26 protein-coding genes and 1 tRNA gene are annotated in these 26,614 nt (G+C 67.9%); 15 read left to right on the forward strand and 12 right to left on the reverse strand.

What is annotated here, in order from left to right:
* Nucleotides 1-21: 21 nt before the first annotated feature.
* The gene (locus tag ACFC14_RS15410; RefSeq protein ID WP_376106267.1) at nucleotides 22-861 is read left to right on the forward strand and encodes an aldo/keto reductase; all 840 of its coding nucleotides are present in this window, start codon (nucleotides 22-24) and stop codon (nucleotides 859-861) included.
* A gap of 11 nt (nucleotides 862-872) precedes the next feature.
* Here the strand turns inward: ACFC14_RS15410 and ACFC14_RS15415 are convergent, their stop codons facing one another.
* Nucleotides 873-1,709: a helix-turn-helix transcriptional regulator gene (locus tag ACFC14_RS15415; RefSeq protein ID WP_376106270.1), complete on the reverse strand. Its 837-nt coding sequence runs from the start codon at nucleotides 1,707-1,709 to the stop codon at nucleotides 873-875.
* 100 nt (nucleotides 1,710-1,809) lie between these two features.
* Here ACFC14_RS15415 and ACFC14_RS15420 point away from each other — a divergent pair, with 100 nt between their 5' ends.
* Nucleotides 1,810-2,574 (forward strand): SDR family oxidoreductase, encoded by a 765-nt coding sequence (locus tag ACFC14_RS15420; protein ID WP_376106273.1) that lies wholly within the window; start codon nucleotides 1,810-1,812, stop codon nucleotides 2,572-2,574.
* A 32-nt stretch (nucleotides 2,575-2,606) separates the two neighbouring features.
* Here ACFC14_RS15420 and ACFC14_RS15425 read toward each other — a convergent pair whose 3' ends face one another.
* The 4 genes from ACFC14_RS15425 to ACFC14_RS15440 form a co-directional block, all read right to left on the reverse strand.
* A complete protein-coding gene (locus ACFC14_RS15425; RefSeq protein WP_376106275.1) occupies nucleotides 2,607-3,560 on the reverse strand; it encodes an L-lactate dehydrogenase in 954 nt (317 codons plus the stop codon).
* A 56-nt stretch (nucleotides 3,561-3,616) separates the two neighbouring features.
* Entirely contained in the window at nucleotides 3,617-4,504 is an 888-nt protein-coding gene (locus ACFC14_RS15430) for a TIGR01777 family oxidoreductase (protein ID WP_376106278.1), read from the reverse strand.
* 142 nt (nucleotides 4,505-4,646) lie between these two features.
* Entirely contained in the window at nucleotides 4,647-5,204 is a 558-nt protein-coding gene (locus ACFC14_RS15435; protein WP_376106282.1) for a dihydrofolate reductase family protein, read from the reverse strand.
* A 53-nt stretch (nucleotides 5,205-5,257) separates the two neighbouring features.
* A tRNA-Val gene (locus ACFC14_RS15440) sits at nucleotides 5,258-5,330 on the reverse strand.
* A 154-nt stretch (nucleotides 5,331-5,484) separates the two neighbouring features.
* Between ACFC14_RS15440 and aceE the strand changes: the two genes are divergently transcribed.
* The 6 genes from aceE to ACFC14_RS15470 all read left to right on the forward strand — a co-directional run bounded on the left by aceE (nucleotide 5,485) and on the right by ACFC14_RS15470 (nucleotide 13,108).
* On the forward strand, nucleotides 5,485-8,211 hold the full coding sequence (gene aceE, locus ACFC14_RS15445) for a pyruvate dehydrogenase (acetyl-transferring), homodimeric type (RefSeq protein WP_376106285.1): 2,727 nt from the start codon (nucleotides 5,485-5,487) through the stop codon (nucleotides 8,209-8,211).
* A 31-nt stretch (nucleotides 8,212-8,242) separates the two neighbouring features.
* A complete protein-coding gene (locus tag ACFC14_RS15450; RefSeq protein ID WP_376106288.1) occupies nucleotides 8,243-9,448 on the forward strand; it encodes a PucR family transcriptional regulator in 1,206 nt (401 codons plus the stop codon).
* A 92-nt stretch (nucleotides 9,449-9,540) separates the two neighbouring features.
* Nucleotides 9,541-10,461 carry an ACP S-malonyltransferase gene (locus tag ACFC14_RS15455; protein ID WP_376106291.1) on the forward strand — a complete coding sequence of 307 codons (921 nt, stop codon included), beginning with the start codon at nucleotides 9,541-9,543 and terminating at the stop codon, nucleotides 10,459-10,461.
* Entirely contained in the window at nucleotides 10,458-11,459 is a 1,002-nt protein-coding gene (locus ACFC14_RS15460) for a beta-ketoacyl-ACP synthase III (protein WP_376106294.1), read from the forward strand. The genes ACFC14_RS15455 and ACFC14_RS15460 overlap by 4 nt, the downstream gene beginning before the upstream one ends.
* Before the next feature lie 68 nt (nucleotides 11,460-11,527).
* A complete protein-coding gene (locus ACFC14_RS15465) occupies nucleotides 11,528-11,776 on the forward strand; it encodes an acyl carrier protein (RefSeq protein WP_017202249.1) in 249 nt (82 codons plus the stop codon).
* 93 nt (nucleotides 11,777-11,869) lie between these two features.
* Complete coding sequence (locus tag ACFC14_RS15470) at nucleotides 11,870-13,108, forward strand: beta-ketoacyl synthase (RefSeq protein WP_091036792.1); 1,239 nt, start codon at nucleotides 11,870-11,872, stop codon at nucleotides 13,106-13,108.
* 92 nt (nucleotides 13,109-13,200) lie between these two features.
* Here ACFC14_RS15470 and ACFC14_RS15475 read toward each other — a convergent pair whose 3' ends face one another.
* Nucleotides 13,201-13,863 (reverse strand): YitT family protein, encoded by a 663-nt coding sequence (locus ACFC14_RS15475; RefSeq protein WP_376106300.1) that lies wholly within the window; start codon nucleotides 13,861-13,863, stop codon nucleotides 13,201-13,203.
* 95 nt (nucleotides 13,864-13,958) lie between these two features.
* Here ACFC14_RS15475 and ACFC14_RS15480 point away from each other — a divergent pair, with 95 nt between their 5' ends.
* Nucleotides 13,959-15,362, forward strand: a complete 1,404-nt coding sequence (locus tag ACFC14_RS15480) for a PLP-dependent aminotransferase family protein (protein ID WP_376106303.1) — start codon at nucleotides 13,959-13,961, stop codon at nucleotides 15,360-15,362.
* Between the two features lie 151 nt (nucleotides 15,363-15,513).
* Here the strand turns inward: ACFC14_RS15480 and ACFC14_RS15485 are convergent, their stop codons facing one another.
* Nucleotides 15,514-16,017: a DUF3145 domain-containing protein gene (locus ACFC14_RS15485; RefSeq protein ID WP_136042062.1), complete on the reverse strand. Its 504-nt coding sequence runs from the start codon at nucleotides 16,015-16,017 to the stop codon at nucleotides 15,514-15,516.
* 172 nt (nucleotides 16,018-16,189) lie between these two features.
* The gene (locus ACFC14_RS15490; protein WP_376106306.1) at nucleotides 16,190-16,963 is read right to left on the reverse strand and encodes a hypothetical protein; all 774 of its coding nucleotides are present in this window, start codon (nucleotides 16,961-16,963) and stop codon (nucleotides 16,190-16,192) included.
* Nucleotides 16,964-17,139: 176 nt separating this feature from the next.
* On the opposite strand from ACFC14_RS15490, the gene ACFC14_RS15495 reads away from it, so the two are divergent.
* From ACFC14_RS15495 to ACFC14_RS15505, 3 genes are read left to right on the forward strand one after another with little or no spacing between them, the layout of a single operon-like run.
* Nucleotides 17,140-19,143 carry a DUF262 domain-containing protein gene (locus ACFC14_RS15495; RefSeq protein ID WP_376106309.1) on the forward strand — a complete coding sequence of 668 codons (2,004 nt, stop codon included), beginning with the start codon at nucleotides 17,140-17,142 and terminating at the stop codon, nucleotides 19,141-19,143.
* A complete protein-coding gene (locus ACFC14_RS15500; protein WP_376106312.1) occupies nucleotides 19,140-20,393 on the forward strand; it encodes an alpha/beta fold hydrolase in 1,254 nt (417 codons plus the stop codon). Before ACFC14_RS15495 ends, ACFC14_RS15500 begins: the two co-directional genes overlap by 4 nt.
* Before the next feature lie 56 nt (nucleotides 20,394-20,449).
* Nucleotides 20,450-20,734, forward strand: a complete 285-nt coding sequence (locus tag ACFC14_RS15505; RefSeq protein ID WP_376106314.1) for a hypothetical protein — start codon at nucleotides 20,450-20,452, stop codon at nucleotides 20,732-20,734.
* Between the two features lie 77 nt (nucleotides 20,735-20,811).
* Here ACFC14_RS15505 and ACFC14_RS15510 read toward each other — a convergent pair whose 3' ends face one another.
* The 3 genes from ACFC14_RS15510 to glgA all read right to left on the reverse strand — a co-directional run bounded on the left by ACFC14_RS15510 (nucleotide 20,812) and on the right by glgA (nucleotide 23,147).
* Nucleotides 20,812-21,069, reverse strand: a complete 258-nt coding sequence (locus ACFC14_RS15510) for a type B 50S ribosomal protein L31 (RefSeq protein WP_028501712.1) — start codon at nucleotides 21,067-21,069, stop codon at nucleotides 20,812-20,814.
* A 90-nt stretch (nucleotides 21,070-21,159) separates the two neighbouring features.
* Nucleotides 21,160-21,945 carry an ABC transporter ATP-binding protein gene (locus ACFC14_RS15515; RefSeq protein ID WP_029261777.1) on the reverse strand — a complete coding sequence of 262 codons (786 nt, stop codon included), beginning with the start codon at nucleotides 21,943-21,945 and terminating at the stop codon, nucleotides 21,160-21,162.
* Nucleotides 21,946-21,962: 17 nt separating this feature from the next.
* Nucleotides 21,963-23,147, reverse strand: coding sequence for a glycogen synthase (gene glgA, locus ACFC14_RS15520; protein ID WP_376106319.1), 1,185 nt, complete (start codon nucleotides 23,145-23,147; stop codon nucleotides 21,963-21,965).
* A 46-nt stretch (nucleotides 23,148-23,193) separates the two neighbouring features.
* Between glgA and glgC the strand changes: the two genes are divergently transcribed.
* From glgC to ACFC14_RS15535, 3 genes are read left to right on the forward strand one after another with little or no spacing between them, the layout of a single operon-like run.
* Entirely contained in the window at nucleotides 23,194-24,435 is a 1,242-nt protein-coding gene (glgC, locus tag ACFC14_RS15525) for a glucose-1-phosphate adenylyltransferase (protein ID WP_029261775.1), read from the forward strand.
* 49 nt (nucleotides 24,436-24,484) lie between these two features.
* Nucleotides 24,485-25,120 carry a phosphoserine phosphatase SerB gene (serB, locus tag ACFC14_RS15530; RefSeq protein WP_376106322.1) on the forward strand — a complete coding sequence of 212 codons (636 nt, stop codon included), beginning with the start codon at nucleotides 24,485-24,487 and terminating at the stop codon, nucleotides 25,118-25,120.
* Nucleotides 25,121-25,165: 45 nt separating this feature from the next.
* A complete protein-coding gene (locus ACFC14_RS15535; protein WP_376106325.1) occupies nucleotides 25,166-25,861 on the forward strand; it encodes an alpha/beta fold hydrolase in 696 nt (231 codons plus the stop codon).
* Between the two features lie 15 nt (nucleotides 25,862-25,876).
* On the opposite strand, the gene ACFC14_RS15540 is transcribed toward ACFC14_RS15535, so the two are convergent.
* On the reverse strand, nucleotides 25,877-26,587 hold the full coding sequence (locus ACFC14_RS15540; protein ID WP_029261772.1) for a beta-ketoacyl-ACP reductase: 711 nt from the start codon (nucleotides 26,585-26,587) through the stop codon (nucleotides 25,877-25,879).
* Between the last annotated feature and the right edge of the window lie 27 nt (nucleotides 26,588-26,614).

The raw sequence follows: 26,614 nt of genomic DNA on the forward strand, positions 1-26,614 counted from the left end.
AAACGCACCGAAGGAGTCCCGATGACCACTGTCCCCACCTTCACCGCCCACAACGGCTTCGCCCTCCCGGCGATCGGGCTCGGCACGTATGCGCTCAACGGCGATGCAGGAGCAGATGCCGTCGCCGGGGGCATCGGAGCGGGATACCGACTCATCGACACGGCCTTCAACTACGAGAACGAGGGTTCGGTCGGCCGAGGCGTCGCCGCATCCCACGTCGACCGCTCGGAGATCATCGTCACCACGAAACTGCCCGGACGCCACCACTCGTCCGCGAAGGCGCGCACCAGCATCGAGGAGAGCCGTTCGCGCCTCGGGCTCGACGCGACGGACCTGCACCTCATCCACTGGCCGAACCCGAGCCAGGACGAGTACGTCCAGGCGTGGGCAGCGCTCGTCGACGCGCAGACGCGTGGAGTGGTGCGGCAGATCGGCGTCTCGAACTTCCTGCCGGAGCACCTGGAGCGCATCGAGCGCGAGACAGGCGTGCGCCCGGTCGTCAATCAGATCGAGGTACATCCGTACTTCCCGCAGGAGGAGCAGCTCGCCTACCACCGCGAGCACGGCATCCTCACCGAGGCGTGGAGCCCTCTGGGGCGTGCCAAGGAGCTGCTCGACGAGGCCGTGATCCATGAGGTCGCCGCCGCGCACGGCGCGACCCCGGCGCAGACGGTCCTCGCGTGGCACGTCGCCCGAGGCACGGTGTCGATCCCCAAGGCGTCGTCGCGGGAGCACCAGGAGGCGAACCTCGCGGCGGCGGAGATCGTGCTCGGTGACGCCGAGGTGTCTGCGATCACCGCACTCGGTCGCCCCGACGCCCGACTGTTCGACGCCGACCCGAGGACCCATGAGGAGTCCTGATCCGCGTCGGATCAGACGTTCTGCGTCCCCAGCACCCGCAGGAACTCGAGTTTGCTCGCTGCCTCGCTGCCCGGCGCCGCCGTAAGCACGATCAACGCCTGCGACTCGTCTTCGGTGAAGAGCGCCTGACAGTCGACCTCGATCTCGCCGAGCTCGGGGTGCACCATGACTTTGTGCTGCTCGAACCTGCGGCTCACCTCATGCGCATCCCACAGTTCGACGAACTCCGGGCTGCGGGCCGTCAGCTCTGCGACGATCTCGCCTGCCCGTGAACGAGCCCCCATCACGCCGTGGGCCGCACGCAGCGACCCGACGAGGGCACGAGCCTGTCGGGGGTGATCGACCTCGCGATACCGACGCCGCTCATCGTCGGGATATGCGAACCACCGGTAGATGCCGCTGCGGTCGAGCCCGGTGAGCGCGCTCGCGTCGCCCACGAGCGCGCGGGAGGCATCGTTCTGCACGAGCACCTCGTCGAGCAGCGAGACGACGAAGGCGGGGGTGTCGTGCAGTCGATCGAGCACGCGGAGGATGCCGGGCCGCACATAGTCGGTCACGCGGGCGCGGTCAGGAGCACTGTGTCCGCAGAGCCGGAACAAGTAGTCGCGCTCGTCTTCGGTCAACCGCAGCGCCCGGGCGAGCGAGGTGAGGATCTGCACGCTGGGCTGCGGTCCTCGCCGCTGTTCGAGGCGCGTGTAGTAGTCGGCCGACATCGTCGCCAGCTGCGCCACCTCCTCGCGGCGCAACCCCGCGGTGCGACGACGCGCGCCCGCCGAGAGCCCCACGTCTCCAGGCGTCAGCGCCTCTCTCCGACGGAGCAGGAATTCGGCCAGTGCATCACGATCCACTCCTGCAGTATCCACCGGCGACCGTGCACGTGCCAGGGATCCGCAGTCCCTGGATGACCGCTCTCTGGAGCAGCAGCTGCGCGGCGCCGAGGCTGGAGACATGAACATCAGCGGAAACACCATCTTCATCCCCGGTGCGACCAGCGGCATCGGGCTCGCCCTCGCCGTGCGTCTCCACGACCGTGGCAATACGGTGATCGTGGGCGGGCGTCGCCAGGACCGCCTCACGGCGATCGCCACCGAGCATCCCGGCATCCACACGGTACGGATCGACACAGCGGATGCGGGCAGCATCGACGAGGCGTCACGCACGGTACTCGCCGAGTACCCCGAACTGAACGTGCTCATCACGATGGCCGGCGTCATGCGCACCGAGGACTGGACGACGCCTTCGAGCTTCCTCGCCACGGCCGAGGAGACGGTCACCACGAACATCCTCGGGCCTATCCGCCTCATCGCCGCCTTCATCGAGCACCTGCGCGCGCAGCCGGACGCGACGATCATGACGGTCTCGTCCGGACTCGCCTTCGCCCCTCTCCGGGTGACGCCCACGTACAACGCGAGCAAGGCCGCGATCCACATGCTCAGCGAATCGCTGCGCCTGCAGCTCGCGGACACGAGCGTCTCGGTCGTCGAGCTGGAACCGCCGGCGGTGCGCACCGCCCTCATGCCGGGGCACGAGGAGAACGAGGCCGCGATGCCTCTCGAGGAGTTCATGGACGAGGTGATGGGGCTGCTCGAGTCACAGCCGGATGCCACGGAGATCCAGGTCGAGCGCGTGAAATTCCTCCGGTACGGCGAGGCCCGGGGTGACTACGACCAGGTCGTCGCCACCCTCAACCGCACGGATCCGCACGGGCGCTGAGAGCGAGAGGCACCGGTTCGCGCCGGTGCCTCTCAGCGGCGCAGATCCGCCGCGGCCGCCTGCAGCGCATCCGCCGACTGGCGAAGCAGCGCCAGCTCCTCGCTCGAGAACGAGGTGTTCCGAATGGGGACGGCACCTTTCGCGCTCACGATCGACGGGACCGACAGCGCGACTCCTTCGAGACCGTGAAAATCGCGCAGCACGGTGCTCACGGGCATCACCGCGTGCTCGTCGCGGAGGATCGCCTCCACGATCCGCGCACTGGACAGACCGATCGCGTAGTTGGTCGCGCCCTTGCCCTGGATGACCTGGTATGCGGCATCGCGCACGTCGACCGCGATGTCGTGAAGCTCATCGAGGGTGAATCGCGGGTGATCCGGCGTCTCCCACTCCAGGATCGGGACCGTGCCGATGGTCGCCCGCGACCACAGCGGGAACTCCGTGTCGCCGTGCTCACCGATGATGTGCGCGTGCACGCTGGCGGTCGACACCCCGGCGCGCTCCCCCAGCTTCCAGCGCAGCCGGGAGGTGTCGAGCACGGTGCCTGACGCGAAGATCCGCTCCGGCGGGAGCCCGGTCTCCTCCTGCGCGATCACGGTCAGCACGTCGCAGGGATTGGTGACGATCACGTAGACCGCGTTCGGGGCGACCTGGAGCAGATCCGGCATCATGCGGCGGATGATGCCGGCGTTCACCTCGGCGAGCTCGATGCGGGTCTGACCCGGTTTCTGCTTCGCCCCGGCGGTGATCACCACGACGTGCGAGCCTGCCGCCACCGAGATGTCGCTTCCGCCGATGATGTCGCTCGAACCGGTGAACTGCGTCCCGTGCGCGAGGTCGAGGACCTCGGCCTCCACCTTCTCTGTCGCGATGTCGTAGAGCGCGACATGACGGGCCGATCCGCGGATGAGTGCCGCGTAGGCGACACTCGATCCCACGCTTCCCGCACCGACGACCGTGAGCTTCGAGTTCTCGATGATCTCCATGCGCTCAGTCTTGCAGTGGAGCGTCCCGATCCGGGAGGGGTGGCCCCGTGAGAACCTCAGAGCGCCGCCGCGACGGCGGCAGCCGCTGTCGCGTGCGTGAACCGGAACCCCGTGCGCTCCAGCACCTGAGGGCGCACGTCCGCGTCGGGCAGCAGCAGAGACTCCGCGGCATCGCCGAGCACGAGGCGGAGCGCCCACGCCGGAGCCGGAAGCCAGAACGGACGGTGCATGCGGGCGGCGAGGGCACGGCCGATGTCGTTGGCAGACGCCGGCGCGGGTCCGGTCAGGTTCACGGGTCCGGTGACCTTGTGATCGAGTACATGACGAATCGCTGCCACCTCGTCATCGAGCGAGATCCACGGCCACATCTGCGTCCCTCGTCCGAGCGGACCGGAGACACCGAACCGAGTCAGCTGGATGAGCGGCTTGAGGACGCCGCGCCGGTGGATGACCGGGGCCGTGCGCAGCAGAGCGACCCTGGTGTGGTCCTCGGCCTGACGTGCCTCGGCCTCCCAGCGCACACTGAGATCCGCCAAGAAGGTCTGGCCGGCGGCGGAGTCCTCTGTGAGGATCTCGCCCGGGGCGGAGCCGTAGTAGCCCACGGCGGATGCCGAGACGAGTGCGGGGGCGTCGGACCGTAGGGAGCGGAGAGCGGTCGTGATCGTCCTGGTCGCCTGCAGACGGGAGTCGACCAGCTCACGACGGTACCGCTTGGTCCACGGCAGCCGCCCGACGCTGGCCCCGCCCAGCGCGACGATCGCTTCGGCTCCGGCGAGGACGTCCGGATCGAGCGCGCGCTCCCCCGGTTCCCACTGCGTCTCGCTCTCCGCTCGGGGAGCGCGTCGGACGAGAGTCGTCACTTCGATTCCGTCAGCGCGGAGCGAAGAGACGAGCGCTGAACCGATCAGTCCCGATGCCCCGCTGATGACGATGCGTCGCGCCACGTGTGAGACCTCCCCGTCCCTCGATCATCGAGTCTTGCCGTGCATCCGAGGGTACGCGCTGCAGACGCGAGCGCCCGCAGGCCTTGCGCTGAGGACTCGGTCGAGGTAGGTCGGCTACGGGGTCTCTCCTCGCTGCGGGGAGTCAATCAGCCCGTCGGTAGTGCGTCATGATCGCCCCGTTGCGGAGCGGAGTCGCGGAAACCAGCTCGAGTCGGCGAGTGCTCGGCAGACCGAGCTCAAAGAGGGTCGGCCCGTGGCCGGCGATCCGCGGATGGACCAGGAACCTGTACTCGTCGATCAGGTCCAACCGGTCGAGTTCGGTCGCCAGCGAGGCGCTGCCCAGAAGCACGCCGGCCGGCGTGTCCTCCTTGAGCTTCTGCACGCACGCTCGCAGATCACCGGCGATGCGGTGGCTGTTGGCCCACGGGAAATCCTCGCGGGTGGAGGACACCACGTACTTGGGCTTGGCGTCGAGCTTGACCGCCCAGTCACGCATCGTGGCGTCCGCCTCCACGTCTCCCCGGGCGACCGCAGGCCAGGCGCTCTCCATCATCTCGTAGGTGGTGCGCCCCCAGAGCATCACTCCGGCTTCGTCCATGAGCTGCGTGAAGAGAGCATGCGTCTCATCGTCCGCGATGCCCACTTCGTGATCGACGCAGCCGTCGAGGGTGACGTTGATGCAGAAGGTCAGGGTTCCCATGCGAGGAGCCTAGGACTGCAGGGCGGCGACCACCAGGGTTCGAGGTGAGGATGTGGGCCCTGCCGGGATCGAACCGACGACATCCACGGTGTAAACGTGGCGCTCTACCAGCTGAGCTAAAGGCCCTGGTGCACCCAGTGTATCGGCCACCCGATGCGCACCCGTGTCGTAGAAGAGGGATAGGCTGATTGCGGCGCGCGTTGTGCACAGCTGACAAGGCTGCCCGTGTCGCTTCCCGTTTCCTTGGCATGACCTGCCAGCTTGACGAAAGGTTCGCCCCGTGACCGTGCACGACCAGGATCCTTATTCCCAGGGCCCCCTCGACAGCGATCCGGAGGAGACCGGCGAGTGGCAGCAGTCCCTCGATGAGCTGGTCGATGCCAAGGGGCACGGCCGAGGCCGCGAGATCATGCTCAGCCTGCTCAAGCGCTCGAAGGAGCTGCACCTGGGCGTGCCGATGGTCCCGACGACGGACTACATCAACACCATCGCCCCCGAGAACGAGCCCGAGTTCCCCGGTGACGAGGAGATCGAGCGCCGCTACCGCGCCTGGATCCGGTGGAACGCCGCGATCACGGTGCACCGTGCCCAGCGCCCGGGTATCGGCGTCGGCGGTCACATCTCGACCTACGCCTCGTCGGCGGCTCTGTACGAAGTCGGCTTCAACCACTTCTTCAAGGGTGCCGACAACCCCGGGGGTGCGGACCAGATCTTCATCCAGGGGCACGCCTCCCCCGGCACCTACGCCCGCTCGTTCCTCGAAGGCCGCCTGAGCGAAGATCAGCTCGACGGCTTCCGCCAGGAGAAGTCGCACGCGCCGCACGGCATCCCGTCCTACCCGCACCCGCGCCTGATGCCGGAGTACTGGCAGTTCCCGACCGTGTCGATGGGCCTGGGCCCGATCAACGCGATCTACCAGGCGATGTCGAACAAGTACCTCGAGAACCGCGGCATCAAGGACACATCCCAGTCGCACGTCTGGGCGTTCCTGGGCGATGGCGAAATGGACGAGGTCGAGAGCCGCGGTCAGCTGCAGGTCGCCGCCAACGAGGGTCTCGACAATCTGACCTTCATCGTCAACTGCAACCTGCAGCGCCTCGACGGCCCTGTGCGCGGCAACGGCAAGATCGTCCAGGAACTGGAGTCGTTCTTCCGCGGCGCCGGCTGGAACGTCATCAAGGTCGTCTGGGGCCGTGAGTGGGACGACCTGCTCGCCCGCGACACCGAGGGCGCTCTGCTCAACCTGATGAACGTCACTCCCGACGGTGACTACCAGACGTACAAGGCCGAGTCCGGCGCATACGTCCGTGAGCACTTCTTCGGCCGCGACGAACGCGCAGCCGCCCTCGTCAAGGACTACTCCGACGACGACATCTGGAACCTCAAGCGCGGTGGCCACGACTACCGCAAGGTCTACGCCGCGTTCAAGGCAGCGACCGAGCACAAGGGCAAGCCCACCGTCATCCTCGCGAAGACCGTCAAGGGCTACGGCCTCGGTCCGCACTTCGAGGGCCGCAACGCGACCCACCAGATGAAGAAGATGACGCTGGACAACCTCAAGACGTTCCGCGACGCTATGCACATCCCGATCACGGACGCGCAGCTCGAGGAGAACCCGTACCTGCCCCCGTACTACAACCCGGGTCCCCAGGACGAGACGATCCAGTACATGCTCGAGCGCCGTCAGGCACTCGGCGGGTACCTGCCGGAGCGTCGCTCGACGCACGTCGGCCTGTCACTGCCGGACGACACCGCATATGCGCTTCCCAAGAAGGGCTCCGGCACACAGGAGATCGCCACCACGATGGCGTTCGTCCGTCTGCTCAAGGACCTGCTGCGTTCGAAGGACTTCGGCCACCGCATCGTGCCGATCATCCCCGACGAGGCACGCACGTTCGGCATGGACGCGTACTTCCCCTCGGCGAAGATCTACAACCCGAACGGCCAGCACTACACGTCGGTCGACCGTGAGCTGCTGCTCGCCTACAAGGAGAGCCCTCAGGGCCAGATCGTGCACGTCGGCATCAACGAGGCCGGCGCACTCGCGGCCTTCACTGCCGCCGGAACCTCGTACGCCACACATGGCGAGCCGCTCATCCCGGTCTACATCTTCTACTCGATGTTCGGCTTCCAGCGCACGGGCGACGCTCAGTGGGCTGCCGGAGACCAGATGGCCCGCGGCTTCATCATGGGCGCCACCGCCGGTCGCACCACCCTCACCGGTGAAGGCCTCCAGCACGCCGATGGCCACTCGCACCTGCTCGCCGCCACCAACCCTGCGACGATCTCGTACGACCCGGCCTACGGCTACGAGATCGCGCACATCGTGCGCTCCGGTCTCGAGCGCATGTACGGCGGCAACCACGAAGACCCGAACGTCATGTACTACATCACGCTCTACAACGAGCCGATGGTGATGCCCGCAGAGCCGGAGAACGTGGACGTCGACGGCATCGTGCGCGGCATCCACCGCGTCTCGGTCGGTGAGGGCGATGGCCACCGCGCACAGCTGTTCGCGTCGGGCGTCGGACTCCCCTGGGCCCTCGAGGCCCAGGAGTTGCTGAAGAACGACTGGGGTGTGATCGCCGACGTCTGGTCGGTCACCTCCTGGACCGAGCTGCGCCGCGACGGTCTCGCCGCCGACGAGCACAACTTCCTGCACCCCGAGGCTGAGCCGCGTACCGCGTACCTCACCCAGAAGCTGCAGGGCGTCGAAGGTCCGGTCGTCGCGGTCAGCGACTACATGCACGCCGTGCAGGACCAGATCCGTCCGTGGGTGCCGAACCGCTTCGCCACGCTCGGCGCCGATGGCTTCGGCTTCTCGGACACTCGTGCCGCGGCGCGTCGGTTCTTCAAGATCGACGGCCCGTCCATCGTGGTCCGCACGCTGCAATCGCTCGCCGAAGACGGCAAGGTCGACCGCTCGCTCGCGGCTCAGGCGATCGAGAAGTACCGTCTCCACGATGTGAACGCCGGCACCAGCGGCAACGCGGGTGGCGAAAGCTGAGCCCTCGGTGACAGGTTCTTCTCCTTCCGGCATGGACAAGGCCGCGACGCTCACCTGGCTGCGCCGGATCTCCGGTGACATCGCCTCGGTGACGATCAAGCGCCTGGAGGACACCCTCCCGTGGTACGCCGACATGCCACCAGCCCGCCGCTCCGCGGTCGGGCTGGTGGCCCAGGCGGGCATCACGTCGTTCATCCAGTGGTACGAAGACCCCACCTCCACGCCATGGATTGCGGCGGACATCTTCGCTGCGGCTCCGCGTGAACTGCTGCGCAGCGTCAGCCTCCAGCAGACGCTGCAGCTCATCCGCGTGACCGTCGAGGTCACCGAGGAGCGCGTCGCCGGCAGGGGAAACGATCTCCGCGAGGCGATCCTGCTCTACTCGCGCGATGTCGCCTTCGCCGCGGCCGACGTGTATGCGAGGGCTGCCGAGGCCCGCGGCCTCTGGGACGCGCGGCTCGAAGCCCTCGTCGTCGACTCCATCCTCACCGGCGAAGCCGACGAGGAACTGCCGAGCCGGATCGCGGCACTCGGCTGGCACGGCCACGGCGAGGTCGCTGTCCTGGTCGGCACCACACCCCCGCAGTTCGACGTGGATCTCGTCCGCCGAACCGCCCGGAAGCTCGCCGTCGACGTGCTCATCGGCGTGCAGGGATCTCGGCTCGTCCTCGTCCTCGGGCGTGCGCGCGCTGAAGGGGCAGAAGGGGCCGAAGGGGAGGAAGAAGAGCTGGGGTTCCAGGAGATAGCGACCCGGCTCGAGCCGTCGTTCGGTCCGGGCTACGTCGTGCTCGGCCCTGCCGTCGCGGCACTCGTCGACGCGAGCCAGAGCGCCCGCGCCGCGCTGGCCGGCTTCGCGGTGGCCCGCGCGTGGCGCAGCGCTCCTCGCCCGGTCGAGGCCGACGACCTGCTCCCGGAGCGAGCCCTCGCCGGCGACCCGCTCGCGAAGCAGACTCTGATCGAGCGCATCTTCCGTCCGTTGCAGGCGCACTCCACAGACCTGGTCACGACGCTCTGGAGCTACCTCGACAACGGCCGCTCCCTCGAGGCGACGGCTCGCGAGCTCTTCGTGCACCCGAACACGGTGCGATACCGACTCAAGCGCGTGAGCGAGGTCATCGGGTGGGATGCCACCGGTCCCCGCGAGGCACTCATCCTGCAGACCGCTCTGATTCTCGGCTCCATCGGGACCGCCGAGCAGGTGCGGCGACGCGTCCCGCTTCGACGCCCGCAGCGCTGAGACTGCGGATCTGTACGCCACACACAAGGGTTTCTCGCAATCTTGTGATGGATCATCCACCGCTCTGCCGCAATCGTTGGCAGACTGGGTGGGTGATTGTCGTCGTATGCCCAGGTCAGGGCTCGCAGACCCCCGGTTTCCTCGCTCCTTGGCTCGAGCTCGACGGAGTGGCCGAGCGCCTTGCCGCGTACTCGGATGCCGCAGAGGTAGATCTCCGCGAACACGGCACGGTGTCGGATGCCGACACGATCCGTGACACCCGCATCGCGCAACCGCTGATCGTCGCGGCCTCCTTGATCGCCGGCGATGCGCTGGTGCAGAAGGCCGGGCGTCGCGCCGACGGAATCGCCGGACACTCAGTGGGCGAGATCGCGGCGCTCGTCGGAAGCAGTGTGATCGATGCCGAGACCGGCATGCGCCTCGTCGGTATCCGCGGTCGCGCGATGGCCGACGCCGCGGCGCAGGAGCAGACCGGCATGAGTGCAGTCCTCGGCGGCGACGAAGAAGCGCTCCTCGCACGGCTCGCCGAACTCGACCTGTTCCCCGCGAACTACAACGGCGGCGGTCAGATCGTGGTCGCCGGCGCACTTCCGGCCCTCGCGGCTCTCGCAGAGGAGCCCCTCAAGGGCACGCGCGTGATCCCGCTGCAGGTCGCAGGAGCATTCCACACCCGCTACATGGCCTCGGCGGTCTCCGCCCTGCGCGATGCCGTCGCCGACGTCTCGCCCGCGAACCCCGACATCACGCTGTGGACCAACCGTGACGGCTCCGCTGTCGCCGACGGCGCACAAGCGCTCAGCTACCTCGTCGACCAGGTCTCCTCCCCCGTGCGCTGGGACCTGTGCATGCAGTCGTTCTCCGACGCCGGAGTCACCGGTGTGATCGAGCTCGCGCCCGCTGGTGCCCTCGTCGGGCTCGCCAAGCGCGGCCTGCGCGGCGTGCCGACCGTCGCAGTGAAGACCCCCGAAGACCTCGATGCAGCCGTCGCGCTGCTGAACGGAGAAGCCGCATGAGCGTCACCCTCGCCCAGGTCACCGGCCCCGCCTACACGCGCATCTACTCGTACGGTGCGGCGCGTGGAGAGAACGCCGTTCCGAACGAAGACCTGATCGGGCCGATCGACTCCAGCGACGAGTGGATCCGCCAGCGCACCGGCATCATCACCCGTGCCCGGGCTGATAAGGCCACCGACGCCATCGACCTCGCCACCACGGCAGCGGCCGAGGCCATCGAGAAGTCGGGTGTGCCGGCCGATCAGGTCGACCTGGTGATCGTCGCGACCATCAGCAACCCGAAGCAGACCCCGTCCGTCTCGGCGATCGTCGCCGACCGCGTCGGTGCGAACCCCGCCGCTGCCTACGACATCAACGCGGCCTGCGCCGGATACGCCTATGCGATCGCCCAGGCCGACGCGCTGATCAAGGCAGGAGCAGCCCGCTACGCCCTGGTCATCGGCACTGAGAAGCTCTCCGACGTCGTCGACCCGACCGACCGCAGCATCTCCTTCCTCCTCGGCGACGGGGCGGGGGCAGCGCTGATCGGCCCGAGCGAAACGCCGGGCATCGCCCCTGCTGTCTGGGGGTCCGACGGCTCCAAGGCCGATGCGGTGGGGATGAACGGCACGCTCACCGACTTCCGCGACGGTGTGGTGCCGTGGCCCACGCTGCGCCAGGAGGGCCCGACGGTCTTCCGCTGGGCCGTCTGGGAGATGGCCAAGGTGGCACGCGAGGCACTGGACAAGGCGGGCGTCGAGCCCTCCGACATCGCAGCTTTCATCCCCCACCAGGCGAACATGCGCATCATCGACGAGTTCGCCAAGCAGCTGAAACTGCCGGAGACGACCGTGATCGCCCGCGACATCGAGACCACGGGCAACACCTCAGCGGCATCGATCCCGCTGGCGAGTCACCGTCTGATGGCCGAGCACCCCGAGCTCTCGGGCGGTCTCGCGCTGCAGATCGGCTTCGGCGCCGGACTCGTGTTCGCCGCACAGGTCGTCGTCCTTCCCTGAGAATGCGCTGACCTTCTCTAGACTGTTCCACGGTTCCGAATACAACCCGCAAGAAAGAGGAAGACCACATGGCTTTCACCAACGATGAGGTCCTCGCAGGCCTCGCAGAGCTGATCACCGACGAGACCGGCATCAACGCCTCCGAGGTCGCCCTCGAGAAGTCGTTCACCGATGACCTCGACATCGACTCCATCTCGATGATGACGATCGTCGTCAACGCCGAGGAGAAGTTCGGCGTCACCATTCCCGACGACGAGGTCAAGAACCTGAAGACCGTCGGCGACGCCGTCAACTTCATCGTCGCGGGCCAGGAGTAATCCCGGCAGGATGCCACCCCCGCATCTCGCGGGAGTGGCATCCTCCGCCCTGCCCTCTCATCCCCTTCGACGTTCGACAAGGAACCACACCCCATGACCAAGCGCATCGTCGTCACCGGCATCGGCGCCACGTCCGCCATCGGCGGTACGGCCCCGGAGAACTGGACGAACCTGCTGGCCGGCATGTCCGGCACTCGCACGCTCGAACACGACTGGGTTCAGCAGTACGAGCTGCCCGTCACCTTCGCCGCTGAGGCGATCGTGCGCCCGGAAGAGGTGCTCCCCCGTCACGAGGCCAAGCGCCTCGATCCGTCGTCGCAGTTCGCCCTCATCGCAGCTCGCGAGGCGTGGGCGGACGCCGGCTCCCCCGAGGTGGCGCCCGAGCGCCTCGGCATCGACTTCGCCACCGGCATCGGTGGCCTCTGGACCCTCCTGGATGCGTGGGACACGCTCCGTGAGAAGGGCCCGCGACGGGTCATGCCGCTGACGGTCCCGATGCTCATGCCGAACGCCGCTGCGGGCAACCTCTCGCTGCAGTTCGAGGCTCGCGCCTATGCGCAGACCGTCGTCAGCGCGTGCGCCTCCAGCACGGAATCGATCATCCACGCTTTCCACCACCTGCAGGATGGCCTCGCCGACGTCGTGATCGCCGGTGGCACCGAGTCCGCGATCCACCCGATCACGATGGCGTCGTTCGCGTCGGCTCAGGCGCTGTCGCGTCGGAACGACGATCCGGCCCACGCTTCGCGACCCGGCGCGATCGACCGTGACGGGTTCGTCATGGGCGAGGGCGCAGCCGCACTGATCCTCGAGACCGAGGAGCACGCCAAGGCGCGCGGCGCCAAGATCTACGGCTACGTGCTCGGCGGCGGAGTCACAGCGGATGCGTACCACATCACCGGGAACGACCCCGAGGGCAACGGCGCAGCACGAGCCGTCACGCAGGCGCTCGAAGAGGCCGGCGTCACCGCCGACCAGGTCACGCACATCAACGCGCACGCCACGTCGACGCCGGTCGGTGACCCGAACGAGTATGTCGCTCTCAAGAAGGTCTTCGGCGACCGGATCGACGAGATCCCCGTGTCGGCGACCAAGGCATCCACCGGTCACCTGCTCGGTGGTACGGGTGCCCTGGAGGCGATCTTCTCGCTTCTCGCCCTGCGCGACCGCGTCGCTCCGCCGACCATCAACATGACCGAGCCCGACCCGGCGGTCCCGTTCCGGCTCTCCGGCGAGGCCACGCCTCTCGGCGACGGTCCGCAGATCGCCATCAGCAATTCGTTCGGGTTCGGCGGACACAACGCCGTGCTGGTCGTCGCCAGCGCCGACTGACGCCACGGAACATGAAGAGAGGCCCTCGGTTCCGAGGGCCTCTCTTCGTGTCTGCAGGCCGCCGATCGCCGGTGGCCGGTTTCCGACGGCGGTCAGGCGCGCAGCGCCCCGAGCCGGCGCGAGCGCGCTGCGCGGATGCGTGTGATTCGGGGCAGGAACCACCCGATCAGCGGGCCGACACCGAACGCGAAGAGCACCGTCCCGACGCCCACCGGACCGCCGAGGAGGAAACCGACGAGCAGCACGCCGCCTTCGATCAGCGTGCGCACGAGCCAGACCGCCCACCCGGTGCGTCGGACCAACCCGGTCATCAGGCCGTCACGCGGACCGGGACCGAAGTCGGCGGCGATGTACAAGCCCGTCGCGAAGGCGAGGAGGAGCAGACCGAAGACGAACATCGGTGCGCCGATCCAGACCGAGGAGGGCTGCGGGATCAGGAACAGCGCGAGATCCGCACTGGGGCCGACCAGGAGCGCGTTCAGAACGGTCCCCAGCCCGACCCGCTGACGCAACGGGATCCACAGCAGCAGCACGACGATCGAGACGAGCACGGTCATGACGCCGTATCCGACGCCCGTCTGCCCGGCGATTCCCAGCGCCAGCACGTCCCACGGCGCGACCCCGATGCCGCCGCGCACCATGAAGCCGAGCGCGACGCCGTAGAGGAACAAGCCGATGAGGAGCTGCACGAGCCGCTCGATGAGGTCACGCCGGCTTGTGGCGGCCACGGGAAGGAACACAGAGCGGAGGAGCATTCTTCCACTCTGGCCCGTGGACCAGGCTCCGAGGCGAATCCACTCGCTGCAAAGTGGCCTGCACACATCAGACCACTTTGCGCCAGGATAGAGGCATGGGATCACGACTCGTGGAGCAGCTCGGAGCGGGCAACGTCGACGGCGCGACCGCCGCGGCGGTGGCTGACCGCATCAGGGCGCTGATCCTCGACGGCCGACTCACGGTCGGCGAGCGTCTGCCGAGTGAACGATCGCTCGCGCTCGAACTGCGTCGTTCACGTTCCACCATCACCCGCGCCTACGGCCTGCTCGAGACCGATGGGTATGTCTCCCGCCTGCATGGAGGAAGCACCCGCGTGACGCTCCCCCACGGTCATGCTGCCGGGAGCACGGAACCCGATGACGACGCCATCGACCTCTCGATCGCCTCAATGGATTCCACTCCCGGACTGTATGACGCGACCGTCCGCTCCCTACCCCGCCTCGCCGCCCTGCGCGGCACCAGCGGCTACTCTCTCCGGGGGCTCCCCGAACTCCGCGAGGCCGTCGCAGAGCGCTTCCGCGATCGCGGAGCCCCGACCTCCGCAGACGAGATCATCATCACCTCAGGGGCACTCAACGCGGTGAACCTGATCCTGACGGCCATCGGGCGTCGAGGCGAGCGAGCGCTGGTCGAGCAGCCGACCTTCCCGCACGCGCTGGAAGCGCTGCACCGGCACGGATATCGATTGGTGCCGACGCCCGTCGACGTCGACGGCTGGGACACCCGCCATCTGAACGAGACACTCCTCGGGTCGCGACCGCACGTCGCGTACCTCATCCCCGACTTCCACAACCCCACCGGCGCGACGCTGCCCGACGATGAGCGATCGCGGATCGTCACGACGGCACGGAACGTCGGCACCCACCTCATCGTCGACGAGACAACCGCGGAACTCGACATCGATCGCGGATGGACACCCGCGCCGATGGCCGCGAGCGGGCCGAATGTCATCACCGTCGGCTCGATGTCGAAGATCGCCTGGGGCGGGATGCGTATCGGTTGGATCCGCGCGGAGCGCTCGGTGATCGCACGACTGCTCGCCGTGCGCCCCTCCTTCGAGCTGGGTACGGCCCTGCTGGAGCAGTGCATCGCCGTGGAGCTGCTCGACGACATGCCGGCACTGACGTCTCATGTCCGCCGCAGGTTGCTCGCCGGACGCGACGCGGTGGAGCGCGGCGTCTCCGGAATTCCCGGTTTCCGGATGCCGCCGACCCCGGGCGGCCTCTCGGCATGGATCGACATCGGCGCGCCGCTCTCGACCTCACTGTCGCTCGCGGCGCGTGAGCGCGGTGTCATCCTGCCCCCGGGCCCCCGCTTCACCACCGGAGGAGTACTCGAACGTCGCCTGCGCATCCCCATCACCCTCCCGCCGGAGCGGACAGCCGAGGCCATGCAACGACTGGCACTGGCCTGGGACGATGTGCGCGGAGGCGCCCGCTCCCGCACCGACGAGTTGCAGCACACCGCGGTCATCTGACCGGCTGCCCACCTCCGCGCGACGAGGACCCCGCCTCGTTCCCGGGGCGGGGTCCTCGTCGTGCGAAGCGGGGATACGTCTTCTCAGCGTCCGGGATGACTCACCGGCATCCGATACTCACGCCTCCCCCGCTCCCGGTCTGTGGTGTCGGCTAGCCGACCTTGTGCAGCCAGACGACTCTGGCGTCATCACTCGCATGACGGAACGGCTCCAGCTCCTCGTCCCAGGCGGATCCCAGCGCGATGTCGAGCTCGCGCTGCAACTCGATCGCACTCCCCGCCGCGATCTCCATCGCGTAGCGGATCCGGTCCTCGCCGATGACGATGTTGCCGGCGGCATCCGTCTGCGCGTAGTGGATGCCGAGGTCGGGCGTGTGCAGCCAGCGCCCGCCGTCACTGCGCGGCGTGGGGTCTTCGGTCACCTCGAACCGCAAGTGCTCCCACCCGCGGATGGAGGTTGCGAGAGCTGCACCGGTGCCGACGGGGCCGTCCCAGTAGAACTCGGCGCGCCGGGCACCTTCGAGGACGGGCTGCTCGGTCCAGTCGAAATTCACCGCACGCCCGATAGCGCGACCCACCGCCCATTCGAGGTGCGGGCAGAGCGCGCGAGGCGCAGAGTGGATGAACACCACTCCGCGTGCGTAAGCCGTCGCCATGATCTCTCCGTTTCATCAGGTGCGTCTTCCCCAACGACCTGAACCACGAAGTGGCGAGAATATGCGGTTGTGGGCCCATTCTCGCGGAGTTCGACGGAAATCACAAGCATGTGATTTCACGACGAAGGCCCCGGTCACGGGGACCGGGGCCTTCGTCGTGATCAGAGGAGGATCAGGCCTCGCTCATGGCCTGCTTGACCTGCTGGCCCTTCGCCGCGTAGTAGGCCGCGCGAGCAGCGTCCTTGCGTGCCTGCTCGGCGTAGCCGAACTCGAGCGTCTCCTGGTCGACCTCGTAGTTGGGCACGTCGTCGGTGCCGTTGTACTTCTCGATGTAGGCGTCGAGCTCGGGGCCCGAGGTCCACGAGGTGATGAGGCAGTAGCGCGGCTCGGTGCCGTTATGCGTGGCGGCGTGCCACAGACGCTGCGTGTCGACGATGAGCTGCGCACCGGCCGGAAGGGCGATGCGGTACTCGATGCTCGGGTCGGTGCGGTTCTCGCGCAGGACGAAGTAGCTGTCCTTGTCATCCGTGAGGTTGAAGAAGCCGCGGACCACCCAGCCGGTGCCGTCGGGGTTCAGACGGTTGTTGTCGTCCTGGTGGAGGTTGTAGAGGCATTCGCCGTACGGGGTCGGCTGCAGCTCGATCACACGGCAGCGGCCGACGTTGGCGCCGGGCTCCTGCGCGCGACGCGTCAGGTTCGGAGCCTTCTCGATCTGCGAGTCGATCCAGACGCCGTCCTTGTCGGTGCGCGGCGGCTTGTGGTTCCAGAAGCCGTTGCACTCGATGTCACCGAAAGCACTGGCGAGCGGCGCGAAGCGCGTGTCACCCGACGACTTCCAGTCGTTGTACTCGATGTCGAGCCATTCCTTGGGGTCGAGCTCCTGGTTGTAGCTGTCGAGGACGACGAATCCCTTTTCCTCGAGGGCAGCGGACTTGATGTAACCCATGATCGAGTCATGTTCCTTTCATCGGGGGCCAGCACGTTTTAACAGGCCCTGATAAGGCAAGCCTAACAGCGAAGCCCGCGAGCCCTTCGGAGGTCGGCCGTGGATAAACGAATAGACTGATCGGGGCGCCCGGCGAGTCCTCGGCGCCCGTCGCTACGGGAGGACGAGACACCAGCATGAGCACCGCGACCAACGTCGAGGCGACGGCAGTCAACACGATCGAGTGGCTCGCGGCGGGTACCACCACCATCGTCGTTCCCGTCTATCAGCGGCAGTATCGCTGGGACATCGGCGGGTGCGAACGCCTCCTCTCCGACATCCGCGCCGTCGCGCGGGAGGACGACGCGCACCGCCACTTCATCGGCTCGATCCTCTCCGCCGAAGACGGCACATCGGCCGACTCCGACCTGATCCTCATCGACGGCCAGCAGCGCATCACCACGCTGATGCTGTTGGTCGCCGCGCTGCACCACTCGGTCCGCGACACCGATGCCGCCCTCGCCGCTGCGCTGGAACGAGTTCTCGTCCGCTCCGACGCACCCGACCGCACCAAGCTGCGTCCACACGATGCGTGGGCCGACCTGTACGAGTCCGTCGTGCTCGACCGTCGGGACGACGCCGATCGCGAGTCCCGCTTCGACGACAACTACGCCTTCTTCCGCAGCCAGATCCACGTGGATGAGGTCCCGCTCATCTGGCGCGGGCTGCAGAAGCTCGAGCACGTGTCGATCACCCTCGGAACCCAGGCGAACGCCCAGCAGATCTTCGAGAGCCTGAACTCGACCGGTGAGCCGCTGCGTGACCACGAGCTCATCCACAACTACATCCTGATGGGGCTCAGTCACGCGGAGCAGGTCGATGTCGAAGCCCGCTTCTGGGTGCCGATCGAGCACCACACCGGCGAGGCGATCGGTGCATTCTGGCGGCACTATCTCGTGCTCGTCACAGGCCGGGAGGTGGCGGCGAACGGCGAGCACGGCGTGTACAGCGCATTCCGTCAGTCGTTCCCTCGCGTGGACGTCGCCCACCTGCAGGCGGATGCGGCCGAGTGGCGCCACTACGCCGAGGTGTACGGCATCCTCCTCGATCCCTCCCGGGAGAAAGACCCCGAGATCGCGCGACAGCTGCGGCACGTCAACACCTTCGGGCGCTCGTCGTACCCCCTCGTGATGAGTGTCTACAGCGACCACGCCCGGGGAGTCATCGATCGCGCCGAGCTCATCGAGACGCTGGAGTGGATCCAGGCTCTGTACCTCCGCCGCGCGCTGGTCAACCTTCCGGCTGAGCGGCTCATCGCCCGACTCTGCCGGGCACGACGCGAGGGTCGCGATTCGCTCGCGCGCGCCTTCGCCCGGATCACCCCCTCAGACGAGCGCGTGAGCGCCGTGCTGAAGTACAGCGAACTCCCCCACCCCGCGTACGTGCTCGGTCGTCTGGAGGGCGTCGACGACGTCGACGGGTTCGACGTCGAGCACATCGTGCCCACCGTGCCCGGCGACGCCTGGTCGGGGGATGGAGAGCGCCCCTGGAGCGAATACTCCGAGGACGAGCAGAACAGCCACCGGGCGCTCGCCCCGACTCTCGGCAACCTGACCCTGCTCGAGCAGCCGCTCACCGAGCGCGTTTTCGGCGCCTCGTTCCCGGTCAAGCGCGCCGAGGCCTATGCCCGCAGCGCGGTGCCGGCGACCCGCGAGCTGTCCGAGGTCTCCGCGTGGAACACGGCCGCGATCACGCAGCGCACGGTCGCACTCACGTCCGACCTGATCCGCATCTGGGCGCGCCCCGCGCTTCCGGAGATCGACGACGACGGTCTGACCCCGATCCTGGATGCCGTGCGCCGGCGCGGCTGGCCCACCGGCTGGGAACGCGAGTTCGACTACGTCGAGTACCGCGGCGAGCGGTGGGAGGTGCCCGACGTGAAGTACCTCTTCAACCGGGTCTTCCGGCGCGCATGGACCGACACGAGGGCTGCTGCGCTCGCCTACTGCGCCGCCCACGGCGGACCGATCTACCAGGACATGGCCTGGAAGGGCCAGTGGGACGAGCTCGACGAATCCCACTTCCTCTACATGGGCTGGGACTCCAACTACATGATGACCGCCGTGCAGGGGGTGCTCGAGGAGTCGGGCATCGCCTCGGAGGTCTTCGTCAAATACTCCTACATCGGGAATGTGATGTGACCATGACCACCGTCGTCCGCACGCTGCTGGATCTCACCGTCGAAGAGCACACGCTCACCGTCCCGCTCGTCTGGGACGACCCCGCCGATTCCCGCACCATCGACATCTTCGCGCGCGTGGTCGCCCGCGAAGGCGGTGAGTCCCTCCCCTATCTGGTCTTCCTGCAGGGCGGACCGGGGCACGAGGCTCCCCGCCCGTTCCGCTCTTCGACATCGCCGGCCTGGCTGGATGAAGCTCTCGCCCACTACCGCCTGGTGCTCCTCGATCAGCGCGGCACCGGGCAATCGACCCCGGTCGGCGATCACGATCTCGCCCGCGGCGCCGAGGCCATGGCCGAGCACCTGACCCATCTGCGCGCCGACTCCATCGTGCGCGACTGCGAGGCGATCCGCGAACACCTGGGTGCTGCCACCTGGAGCGTGCTCGGGCAGTCCTTCGGCGGCTTCACGACGCTGGCCTACCTCTCGACGGACGCGTCCTCGCTGCGGGACGTCTTCATCACGGGAGGCCTCAGCGCGATCGGGCGCCACCCCGATGATGTGTATGCGCTCTGCTACGAGAAGATGCGCACGGCGTCCGAGCGGTACTACCGTCGATTCCCGGAGCACCGCGACGCCATGCGACGGCTCGTCGACCTGGCGGATGCCGGCGACATCGTCCTCCCCGACGGTGAGGTCGTGTCCCGATCACGGTTGCGGTCGATGGGCTCGGCCCTCGGCACGAACGACGGCTGGCAGACCGTCTGGTCGCTGCTCGAGCGCGACCCCTCCTCGAATGCCTTCCGGTACGACCTGATGCACGCGATGCCCTTCGACGGCCGCAATCCGCTGTACTTCGCGTTCCACGAGTCCAGCTACGCCGATGGCCACGCCACGCGATGGTCGGCGGAGCGCACGGAGCCCTCGGACTTCCGTGACGACCCGACGCTCTTCACGGGCGAGCACATCCGGCGAGAGTGGACCGAGACGGTCCCCGCGTTCCGCCCCTGGCGCGATGTCACCCTCGCGCTCGCGGAGCACGAATGGCCGAGCATCTACGACGCGGAGGCGATCGCCGCGTCCGGGGCCACGGGCGCCGCCGCCGTCTACGTCGACGACGTGTACGTGCCGTTGGAGTTCTCCCTCGAGACGGCACGCCTGCTCCCCGACATGAAGCTCTGGGTGACCAGCGAGCACGAGCACAACGGGCTGCGCTCGGGGCCCGTGCTGTCGCGCCTCATCGACCTCGCTCAGGGCCGCCGCATCCGCTGAGCATGTCCGCCCTGCGGCTGATGCCGAAGTACGGCTGAGCTGCCTATCCTGAAGTCATGAAAGACGTGATGGCATGGGCGACCGTGATCATCGTGCTGGGCATGGGCCCCGCCCTGCTCATCTTCGGGATGATGCACACGTTCTCACGGAAGCCGGTCGAGGAGAAGTACGAGCACGTCGCGAACGGGGGCCTCGTCGGCGTCTTCGACAGCGTCTGGTCGCCCACCGCCCATGAGGCGAGCCAGGAGCGTGACCGGCAGACGCAGCGGACGGCGCCGGCGCCCTCGCCCGGTGACCCGCCGAGCCGCATCGACGCCGGCCGCATCGTCATCGACGTCTGAGACCACCAGCCGAAGCGCCAGACGAACGAAGAAGGCCCCACGCTCCGAGGAGCATGGGGCCTTCTTCGTGGCAGTCGTTACTTGGACGAGCCGCCGAAGCCCTTGAAGCGCTGGTTGAACTTCTCGACGCGGCCGGCCGAGTCCATGATGCGCTGCTTGCCCGTGTAGAACGGGTGCGACGCGGACGAGATCTCGACATCGATGACGGGGTACTCCACGCCGTCCAGCTCGATGGTCTTGTCGCCGGTCACGGTCGAACGGGTGAGGAACGTCTCGCCCGAGCCGAGGTCGCGGAACACGACAGCCTTGTACTCGGGGTGAATGTCAGTCTTCATGGGATTCCTTAGTTGCTGCCCTGGATTGTGCCAGGGACGAGGGAAGTCTGCGGTGCGGAAGCACCAAGGGTCGATTCTATCAGACCTGGATCAGGATGCTGCGCGGGCGGCGTAGCGGCCGTCTTCACTGCTGAGCACGATCGGCATGCCGAACGTGTCGGTGAGCGCTTCGGCCGTGAGCGTCTCGGCGATCGGTCCGGCCGCGACGATCGCGCCGTCGCGAATCAGCATCACGTGCGTGAATCCCACCGGGATCTCCTCGACGTGGTGCGTCACCATCAGCATCGCGGGCGTCGTCGGCGAGGACGCGTACCCGCTGAGCAGCGCCAGCAGCTCTTCACGCGACCCGAGATCGAGCGAGGCGGTCGGCTCGTCGAGCAGCAGGAGTTCCGGGTCGGTCATCACGGCGCGCGCGATCTGCACGCGCTTCTGCTCGCCGTCACTCAGCGTGCCGAACGTGCGGTCCGCCAGGTGGTCGAGGCGCCAGTCCGCGAGGACGCGGAGCGCGCGGCGCTCGTCGATGTCCTCATAGTTCTCGTTCCAGCGACCGAGCACCGAGTACGCCGCGGTGAGCACGGTGTTGAGCACCGTCTCGTCACGGGGAACGCGCTTGGCCATCGCGGACGACGCGAAGCCGATGCGCGGGCGCACCTCGAACACGTCGGTACGACCCAGGGTCTCCCCCAGCACGGTGACGGTGCCGGAGGTCGGGTGCATGAGCGTGTCGGCCAGCTGCAGGAGCGTGGTCTTGCCCGCCCCGTTCGGTCCGAGGATCACCCATCGCTGATCGTCGTCGACCTCCCAGGTCACGTGATCGATGATGTTGCGTCCTTCACGGCGCACGACGACGTCGGTGAATTCCAGAGCGCTCGGCATGGTTCCAGCCTATCGGCTCAGGCGGTGAGCTCCGCGTAGAGCGCGCGCGTCGTCTCCGCGATGGCGGACCAGCTGAAATCGTCCCGTGCGCGCTCGCGTCCGGCTTCGCCGTAGGCCCGCGCCCGCTCAGGATCCATGGCCACCTCGGTGAGCACGGCAGCCAGATCCGCCACGTAGCGCTCCGGATCCACCGGCGTACCGGTGCCGTCCTGCAGCTGTTCGATCGGCACGAGCCGACCCGTGACACCGTCGGAAACGACCTCGGGGATGCCCCCGGTCGCGGTGCCGACGACCGCCGCACCGCACGCCATCGCCTCGAGGTTCACGATGCCGAGCGGTTCATAGACGGAGGGGCACACGAACGTGGTCGCGGCGGTGAGGATCGCCGACAGCTCATCGCGCGGCAGCATCCGCTCGACCCAGATCACGCCGTCCCGCGTCTCCTGCAGCAGCCGCACGCCCTCCTGCACCTCTGCCATGATCTCCGGGGTGTCCGGGGCGCCCGCGCACAGCACCAGCTGCACCTCGGGCGGCAGGAGCCGGGCAGCCTGCAGCAGGTACGGCAGACCCTTCTGCCGTGTGATCCGACCGACGAACACCACCGACGGTCGCGCGGGGTCCATCCCGATCGACTGGAGGAAGGCCGCGTCCTGCACCGGACGCCAGCGCTCGACGTCGATGCCGTTGTGGATCACGCGGACCTTCGCAGGATCGACCTGGGGGTAGCTGCGGAGGATGTCGGCGCGCATGCCGGCGCTCACCGCGATCACAGCGGCGGCATTCTCGTAGGCGAGGCGCTCGATGCCACTGGAGATCGCATACCCGCCGCCGAGCTGCTCGGCCTTCCAGGGGCGGAGGGGCTCCAGGCTGTGCGCGGTGAGCACGTGAGGGATGCCATGCAGCTGCGAGGCCAGGTGACCCGCGAAGTTCGCGTACCAGGTGTGACTGTGCACGAGATCGGCCTCGGCGATGGCGGACACGATCTCTAGGTCTGTACCCAACGTCTGAAGCGCGGGGTTCGCGCCGGTGAGTTCCGCGGGCGTGCGATAGGCGAAGGTATCGGGCTCGTCGCGGGTCGCGCCGAACGCGCGCACCCGCACGTCGACGTGCTCTCGAAGCGCGGCGACGAGTTCCGCGACATGCACTCCGGCACCGCCGTAGACCTCGGGCGGGTACTCCTTCGTGATCATTTCGACTCGCATGTCTGAACGCTAGTACAGCGGCCGTGAACGCATCTATGGTGGAGCCATGTCCGCTCCAAAGAAGGTCTTCGGGATCATCCTCGCCGGCGGCGAGGGCAAGCGCCTCATGCCGCTCACGGCGGATCGCGCGAAACCCGCAGTGCCCTTCGGCGGACAGTACCGATTGATCGACTTCGCGATCTCCAACCTCATCAACTCCGGGCTCCGGCAGATCGTCGTGCTGACGCAGTACAAGTCGCACAGCCTCGATCGGCACATCTCGCAGACCTGGCGGATGTCGGCGCTCCTCGACTCGTACGTGACCTCGGTCCCCGCGCAGCAGCGCCTCGGCAAGCGATGGTTCTCCGGCTCGGCCGACGCGATCCTGCAGAGTATGAACCTGATCAACGATGAGAAGCCCGATATCGTCGTGGTCATCGGTGCCGACCACGTGTACCGGATGGACTTCCGGCAGATGCTCGAGGCGCACATCGAATCCGGTGCGAAGGCGACGGTCGCCGGCATCCGTCAGCCCCTCGCGCTGGCTTCGCAGTTCGGGGTGATCGACGCCGACGCCGAATCCGGGCGCATCAAGCAGTTCCTGGAGAAGCCGACCGACATCGCCGGCCTCGAGGACTCCCCGCACGAGGTGCTGGCCTCGATGGGCAACTACATCTTCGACGCCGACGCGCTCATCGCCGCTGTCGAGGCCGACGGCGAGTCGCCGACATCCGGACACGACATGGGCGGTGACATCGTCCCGTACTTCGTCGACCGCGGCGAGGCCGGCTACTACGACATGAAGCAGAACGACGTCCCCGGGTCTTCGCCGCGCGATCGCTCGTACTGGCGAGATGTGGGGACCATCGACTCGTTCTTCGACGCGCACCGCGACCTGATCTCGACTCTGCCTGTCTTCAATCTCTACAACATGGAGTGGCCGATCCACTCGCAGGCGGTCAATTCCCCACCCGCGAAGTTCGTGCGCGACTCGGTCGGCCGCATCGGCAACGCGATCGACTCGATCGTCTCGCTCGGGTCGGTCCTGTCCGGGACGCATCTGGAACGCAGCGTGGTCGGCCCCTGGACCCTCGCCGGCGGAGGCTCGACCATCACCGACTCCGTCGTGTTCGATCACGTTCAGGTGGGGCAGGGCGCGCGCATCCACCGGGCGATCCTCGACAAGAACGTGGTGCTGGCGGATGGGGCGACCGTGGGCGTCGACCGCGAGCGAGACCTCGCACGGGGCTTCACCGTGACGGAGTCCGGCATCACGGTTGTCGGCAAGGGCGTCTTCATCGAGCGCTGACGCCGTCACGCGGCGCTTCGGACCGCCCACTGATCGATAGGCTCGACGGGTGACCGCCGCGCGCTTCCTCGTCGTCCTCGATGCCGATTCCACCCTGATCCGCAACGAGGTGATCGAGCTGCTCGCCGATGAGGCAGGTCGCCGAGCGGAGGTGCAGGCGGCCACCGAGGCGGCGATGCGCGGCGAGGTCGACTTCGCCGCGAGCCTCCGCTCCCGCGTCGCCGCCCTCCAGGGCGTACCGGTCGCCGCGTTCGAGCGGGTGCGTGCACGGATCGAACCGACGCCCGGAGTGCACGAGCTCACCGCGGCCGTCCACGACCGCGGCGGCGTCGTCGGAGTCGTGTCCGGGGGCTTCCACGAGATCCTCGACCACGTCGCGCCGGGGCTCGGCGTCGACCGATGGCGCGCCAATCGTCTCAAGATCGCCGACGGGGAACTCACCGGTCGCGTCGACGGCGGGATCGTCGACGGGGCGGCCAAGGCCACGTCGCTCCAGGGGTGGGCGGCGGAACTCGGCGTGTCCCCGCACGCGACGATCGCGATCGGCGACGGGGCAAACGACCTGCAGATGATGGCGGTCGCCGGACTCGGCCTCGCCTTCAACGCGAAGCCCGCGGTTCGCGAAGCCGCGAGTCTCGTCATCGGACCGCAGGACCTGTCCGAGGTCATCGCACTCCTGCCGTAGTCCGGGCCTCTGGTGGATGTCCGCCCCCGCCGCTAGCGTCGGCACATGGACATCATCCTCATTCCCGGACTCTGGCTCGACGCCTCGAGCTGGGACGACGTGATCCCCGCTCTCGAACGGGCAGGGCACCGCGTGCACGCCCTCACCATGCCAGGGCTCGGTGAGCCAGCGGCTGTCACGTCCGACATCGGCATCGCCGACTGGGTCGACGCCGCCGTCACCGCGGTCGACGAGGTCGACGGCGATCTCGTGGTCGTCGGCCACAGCGGAGGCGGCAACGTCGCATGGGGTGTCGCCGATGCGCGCCCCGACCGCATGAGCCGCGTCATCTTCGTCGACACCGTCCCCCCTCCGCCCGGAAACGGGATCAGCGAGTTCCCGATCGTCGACGGGGTCGTCCCGTTCCCCGGTTGGGATTTCTTCGAGGACGAAGACGTTCACGACCTCGACGAGGCCACACGCGTGCGCACGGCGCCGCTCACATCGAGCGTCCCCGCACGAGTGCCGACCGACGGCATCTCCCTCACCGACCCCGCGCGCTACCGGGTGCCGGTGACACTGCTCATGGGAGACCTCGACCAGGCGACATTCGAGGGCATGATCGACCAGTGGGGGCCTTTCGCCGAGGAGTACCGCGCGATCGAAGACGCCGAGGTCGTCCGGATCGGCTCCGCCCACTGGCCGCAGTTCACCGTTCCCGATCGTCTCGCCGAACTGCTGATCGGGGCGATCACCCGCTGACGGTGCAGGGTGGGGTCAGTGCCCCATCCCGAGGCCGCCGTCCACGGGGATGACCGCACCGGAGATGTACCCGGCGTCGTCGCCGGCGAGCCAGGTCACGACCCCCGCGACCTCGTCGGGCGTGGCGAACCGTCCGGCCGGGATGTTCGCCTTGTACTGCTTCTGCGTCTCTTCCGGGAGTTCCGCCGTCATGTCGGTCTCGATGAACCCCGGGGCGACGACGTTGGCTGTGATCCCCCGCGCGCCGAGCTCGCGGGTGATCGAACGTGCGAAGCCGACGAGCGCGCTCTTCGACGCGGAGTAGTTGACCTGCCCCGCGGAACCGTACAGTCCGACGACGCTCGAGATCAGGATGATGCGGCCGAAACGTGCGCGGAGCATGCCCTTCGATGCCCGCTTGACGACCCGGAAAGTGCCGCCGAGGTTCGTTGCGACGACGCTGTCGAAATCGTCTTCACTCATGCGCAGGAGCAGCGTGTCCTTGGTGATGCCGGCGTTCGCGACGACGATCTCGACCGGGCCGAGCTGCTGCTCCACCTCGGTGAACGCCGCGTCGAGAGCTGCGGCATCCGTCACGTCGGCACGGACGGTGAGCGTCCCCTCCGGGCCTTCGCCGCTGCGGGCCGTGACGGCGACGCGGTATCCATCGCGCACGAAGCGCTCCGCGATGGCGCGGCCGATGCCGCGATTGCCGCCGGTGACGAGGACGACGCGCTCAGCACTCATGGGGGACACTCCTGATCTGGCCGGTCG

It is taken from the genome of Microbacterium sp. NPDC055988 (genome assembly GCF_042269505.1).
GTDB lineage: Bacteria > Actinomycetota > Actinomycetes > Actinomycetales > Microbacteriaceae > Microbacterium.

What these genes read in the sequence shown, in the direction of transcription:
- ACFC14_RS15410 (WP_376106267.1), top strand. Translation starts at nt 22, where the DNA reads ATGACCACTGTCCCCACCTTCACCGCCCACAACGGCTTCGCCCTCCCG.
- ACFC14_RS15420 (WP_376106273.1), top strand. Translation starts at nt 1,810, where the DNA reads ATGAACATCAGCGGAAACACCATCTTCATCCCCGGTGCGACCAGCGGC.
- ACFC14_RS15425 (WP_376106275.1), bottom strand. Translation starts at nt 3,560, where the DNA reads ATGGAGATCATCGAGAACTCGAAGCTCACGGTCGTCGGTGCGGGAAGC.
- ACFC14_RS15435 (WP_376106282.1), bottom strand. Translation starts at nt 5,204, where the DNA reads ATGGGAACCCTGACCTTCTGCATCAACGTCACCCTCGACGGCTGCGTC.
- ACFC14_RS15450 (WP_376106288.1), top strand. Translation starts at nt 8,243, where the DNA reads ATGGACAAGGCCGCGACGCTCACCTGGCTGCGCCGGATCTCCGGTGAC.
- ACFC14_RS15460 (WP_376106294.1), top strand. Translation starts at nt 10,458, where the DNA reads ATGAGCGTCACCCTCGCCCAGGTCACCGGCCCCGCCTACACGCGCATC.
- ACFC14_RS15465 (WP_017202249.1), top strand. Translation starts at nt 11,528, where the DNA reads ATGGCTTTCACCAACGATGAGGTCCTCGCAGGCCTCGCAGAGCTGATC.
- ACFC14_RS15470 (WP_091036792.1), top strand. Translation starts at nt 11,870, where the DNA reads ATGACCAAGCGCATCGTCGTCACCGGCATCGGCGCCACGTCCGCCATC.
- ACFC14_RS15475 (WP_376106300.1), bottom strand. Translation starts at nt 13,863, where the DNA reads ATGCTCCTCCGCTCTGTGTTCCTTCCCGTGGCCGCCACAAGCCGGCGT.
- ACFC14_RS15480 (WP_376106303.1), top strand. Translation starts at nt 13,959, where the DNA reads ATGGGATCACGACTCGTGGAGCAGCTCGGAGCGGGCAACGTCGACGGC.
- ACFC14_RS15485 (WP_136042062.1), bottom strand. Translation starts at nt 16,017, where the DNA reads ATGGCGACGGCTTACGCACGCGGAGTGGTGTTCATCCACTCTGCGCCT.
- ACFC14_RS15490 (WP_376106306.1), bottom strand. Translation starts at nt 16,963, where the DNA reads ATGGGTTACATCAAGTCCGCTGCCCTCGAGGAAAAGGGATTCGTCGTC.
- ACFC14_RS15495 (WP_376106309.1), top strand. Translation starts at nt 17,140, where the DNA reads ATGAGCACCGCGACCAACGTCGAGGCGACGGCAGTCAACACGATCGAG.
- ACFC14_RS15505 (WP_376106314.1), top strand. Translation starts at nt 20,450, where the DNA reads ATGAAAGACGTGATGGCATGGGCGACCGTGATCATCGTGCTGGGCATG.
- ACFC14_RS15510 (WP_028501712.1), bottom strand. Translation starts at nt 21,069, where the DNA reads ATGAAGACTGACATTCACCCCGAGTACAAGGCTGTCGTGTTCCGCGAC.
- ACFC14_RS15515 (WP_029261777.1), bottom strand. Translation starts at nt 21,945, where the DNA reads ATGCCGAGCGCTCTGGAATTCACCGACGTCGTCGTGCGCCGTGAAGGA.
- glgA (WP_376106319.1), bottom strand. Translation starts at nt 23,147, where the DNA reads ATGCGAGTCGAAATGATCACGAAGGAGTACCCGCCCGAGGTCTACGGC.
- glgC (WP_029261775.1), top strand. Translation starts at nt 23,194, where the DNA reads ATGTCCGCTCCAAAGAAGGTCTTCGGGATCATCCTCGCCGGCGGCGAG.
- ACFC14_RS15535 (WP_376106325.1), top strand. Translation starts at nt 25,166, where the DNA reads ATGGACATCATCCTCATTCCCGGACTCTGGCTCGACGCCTCGAGCTGG.
- ACFC14_RS15540 (WP_029261772.1), bottom strand. Translation starts at nt 26,587, where the DNA reads ATGAGTGCTGAGCGCGTCGTCCTCGTCACCGGCGGCAATCGCGGCATC.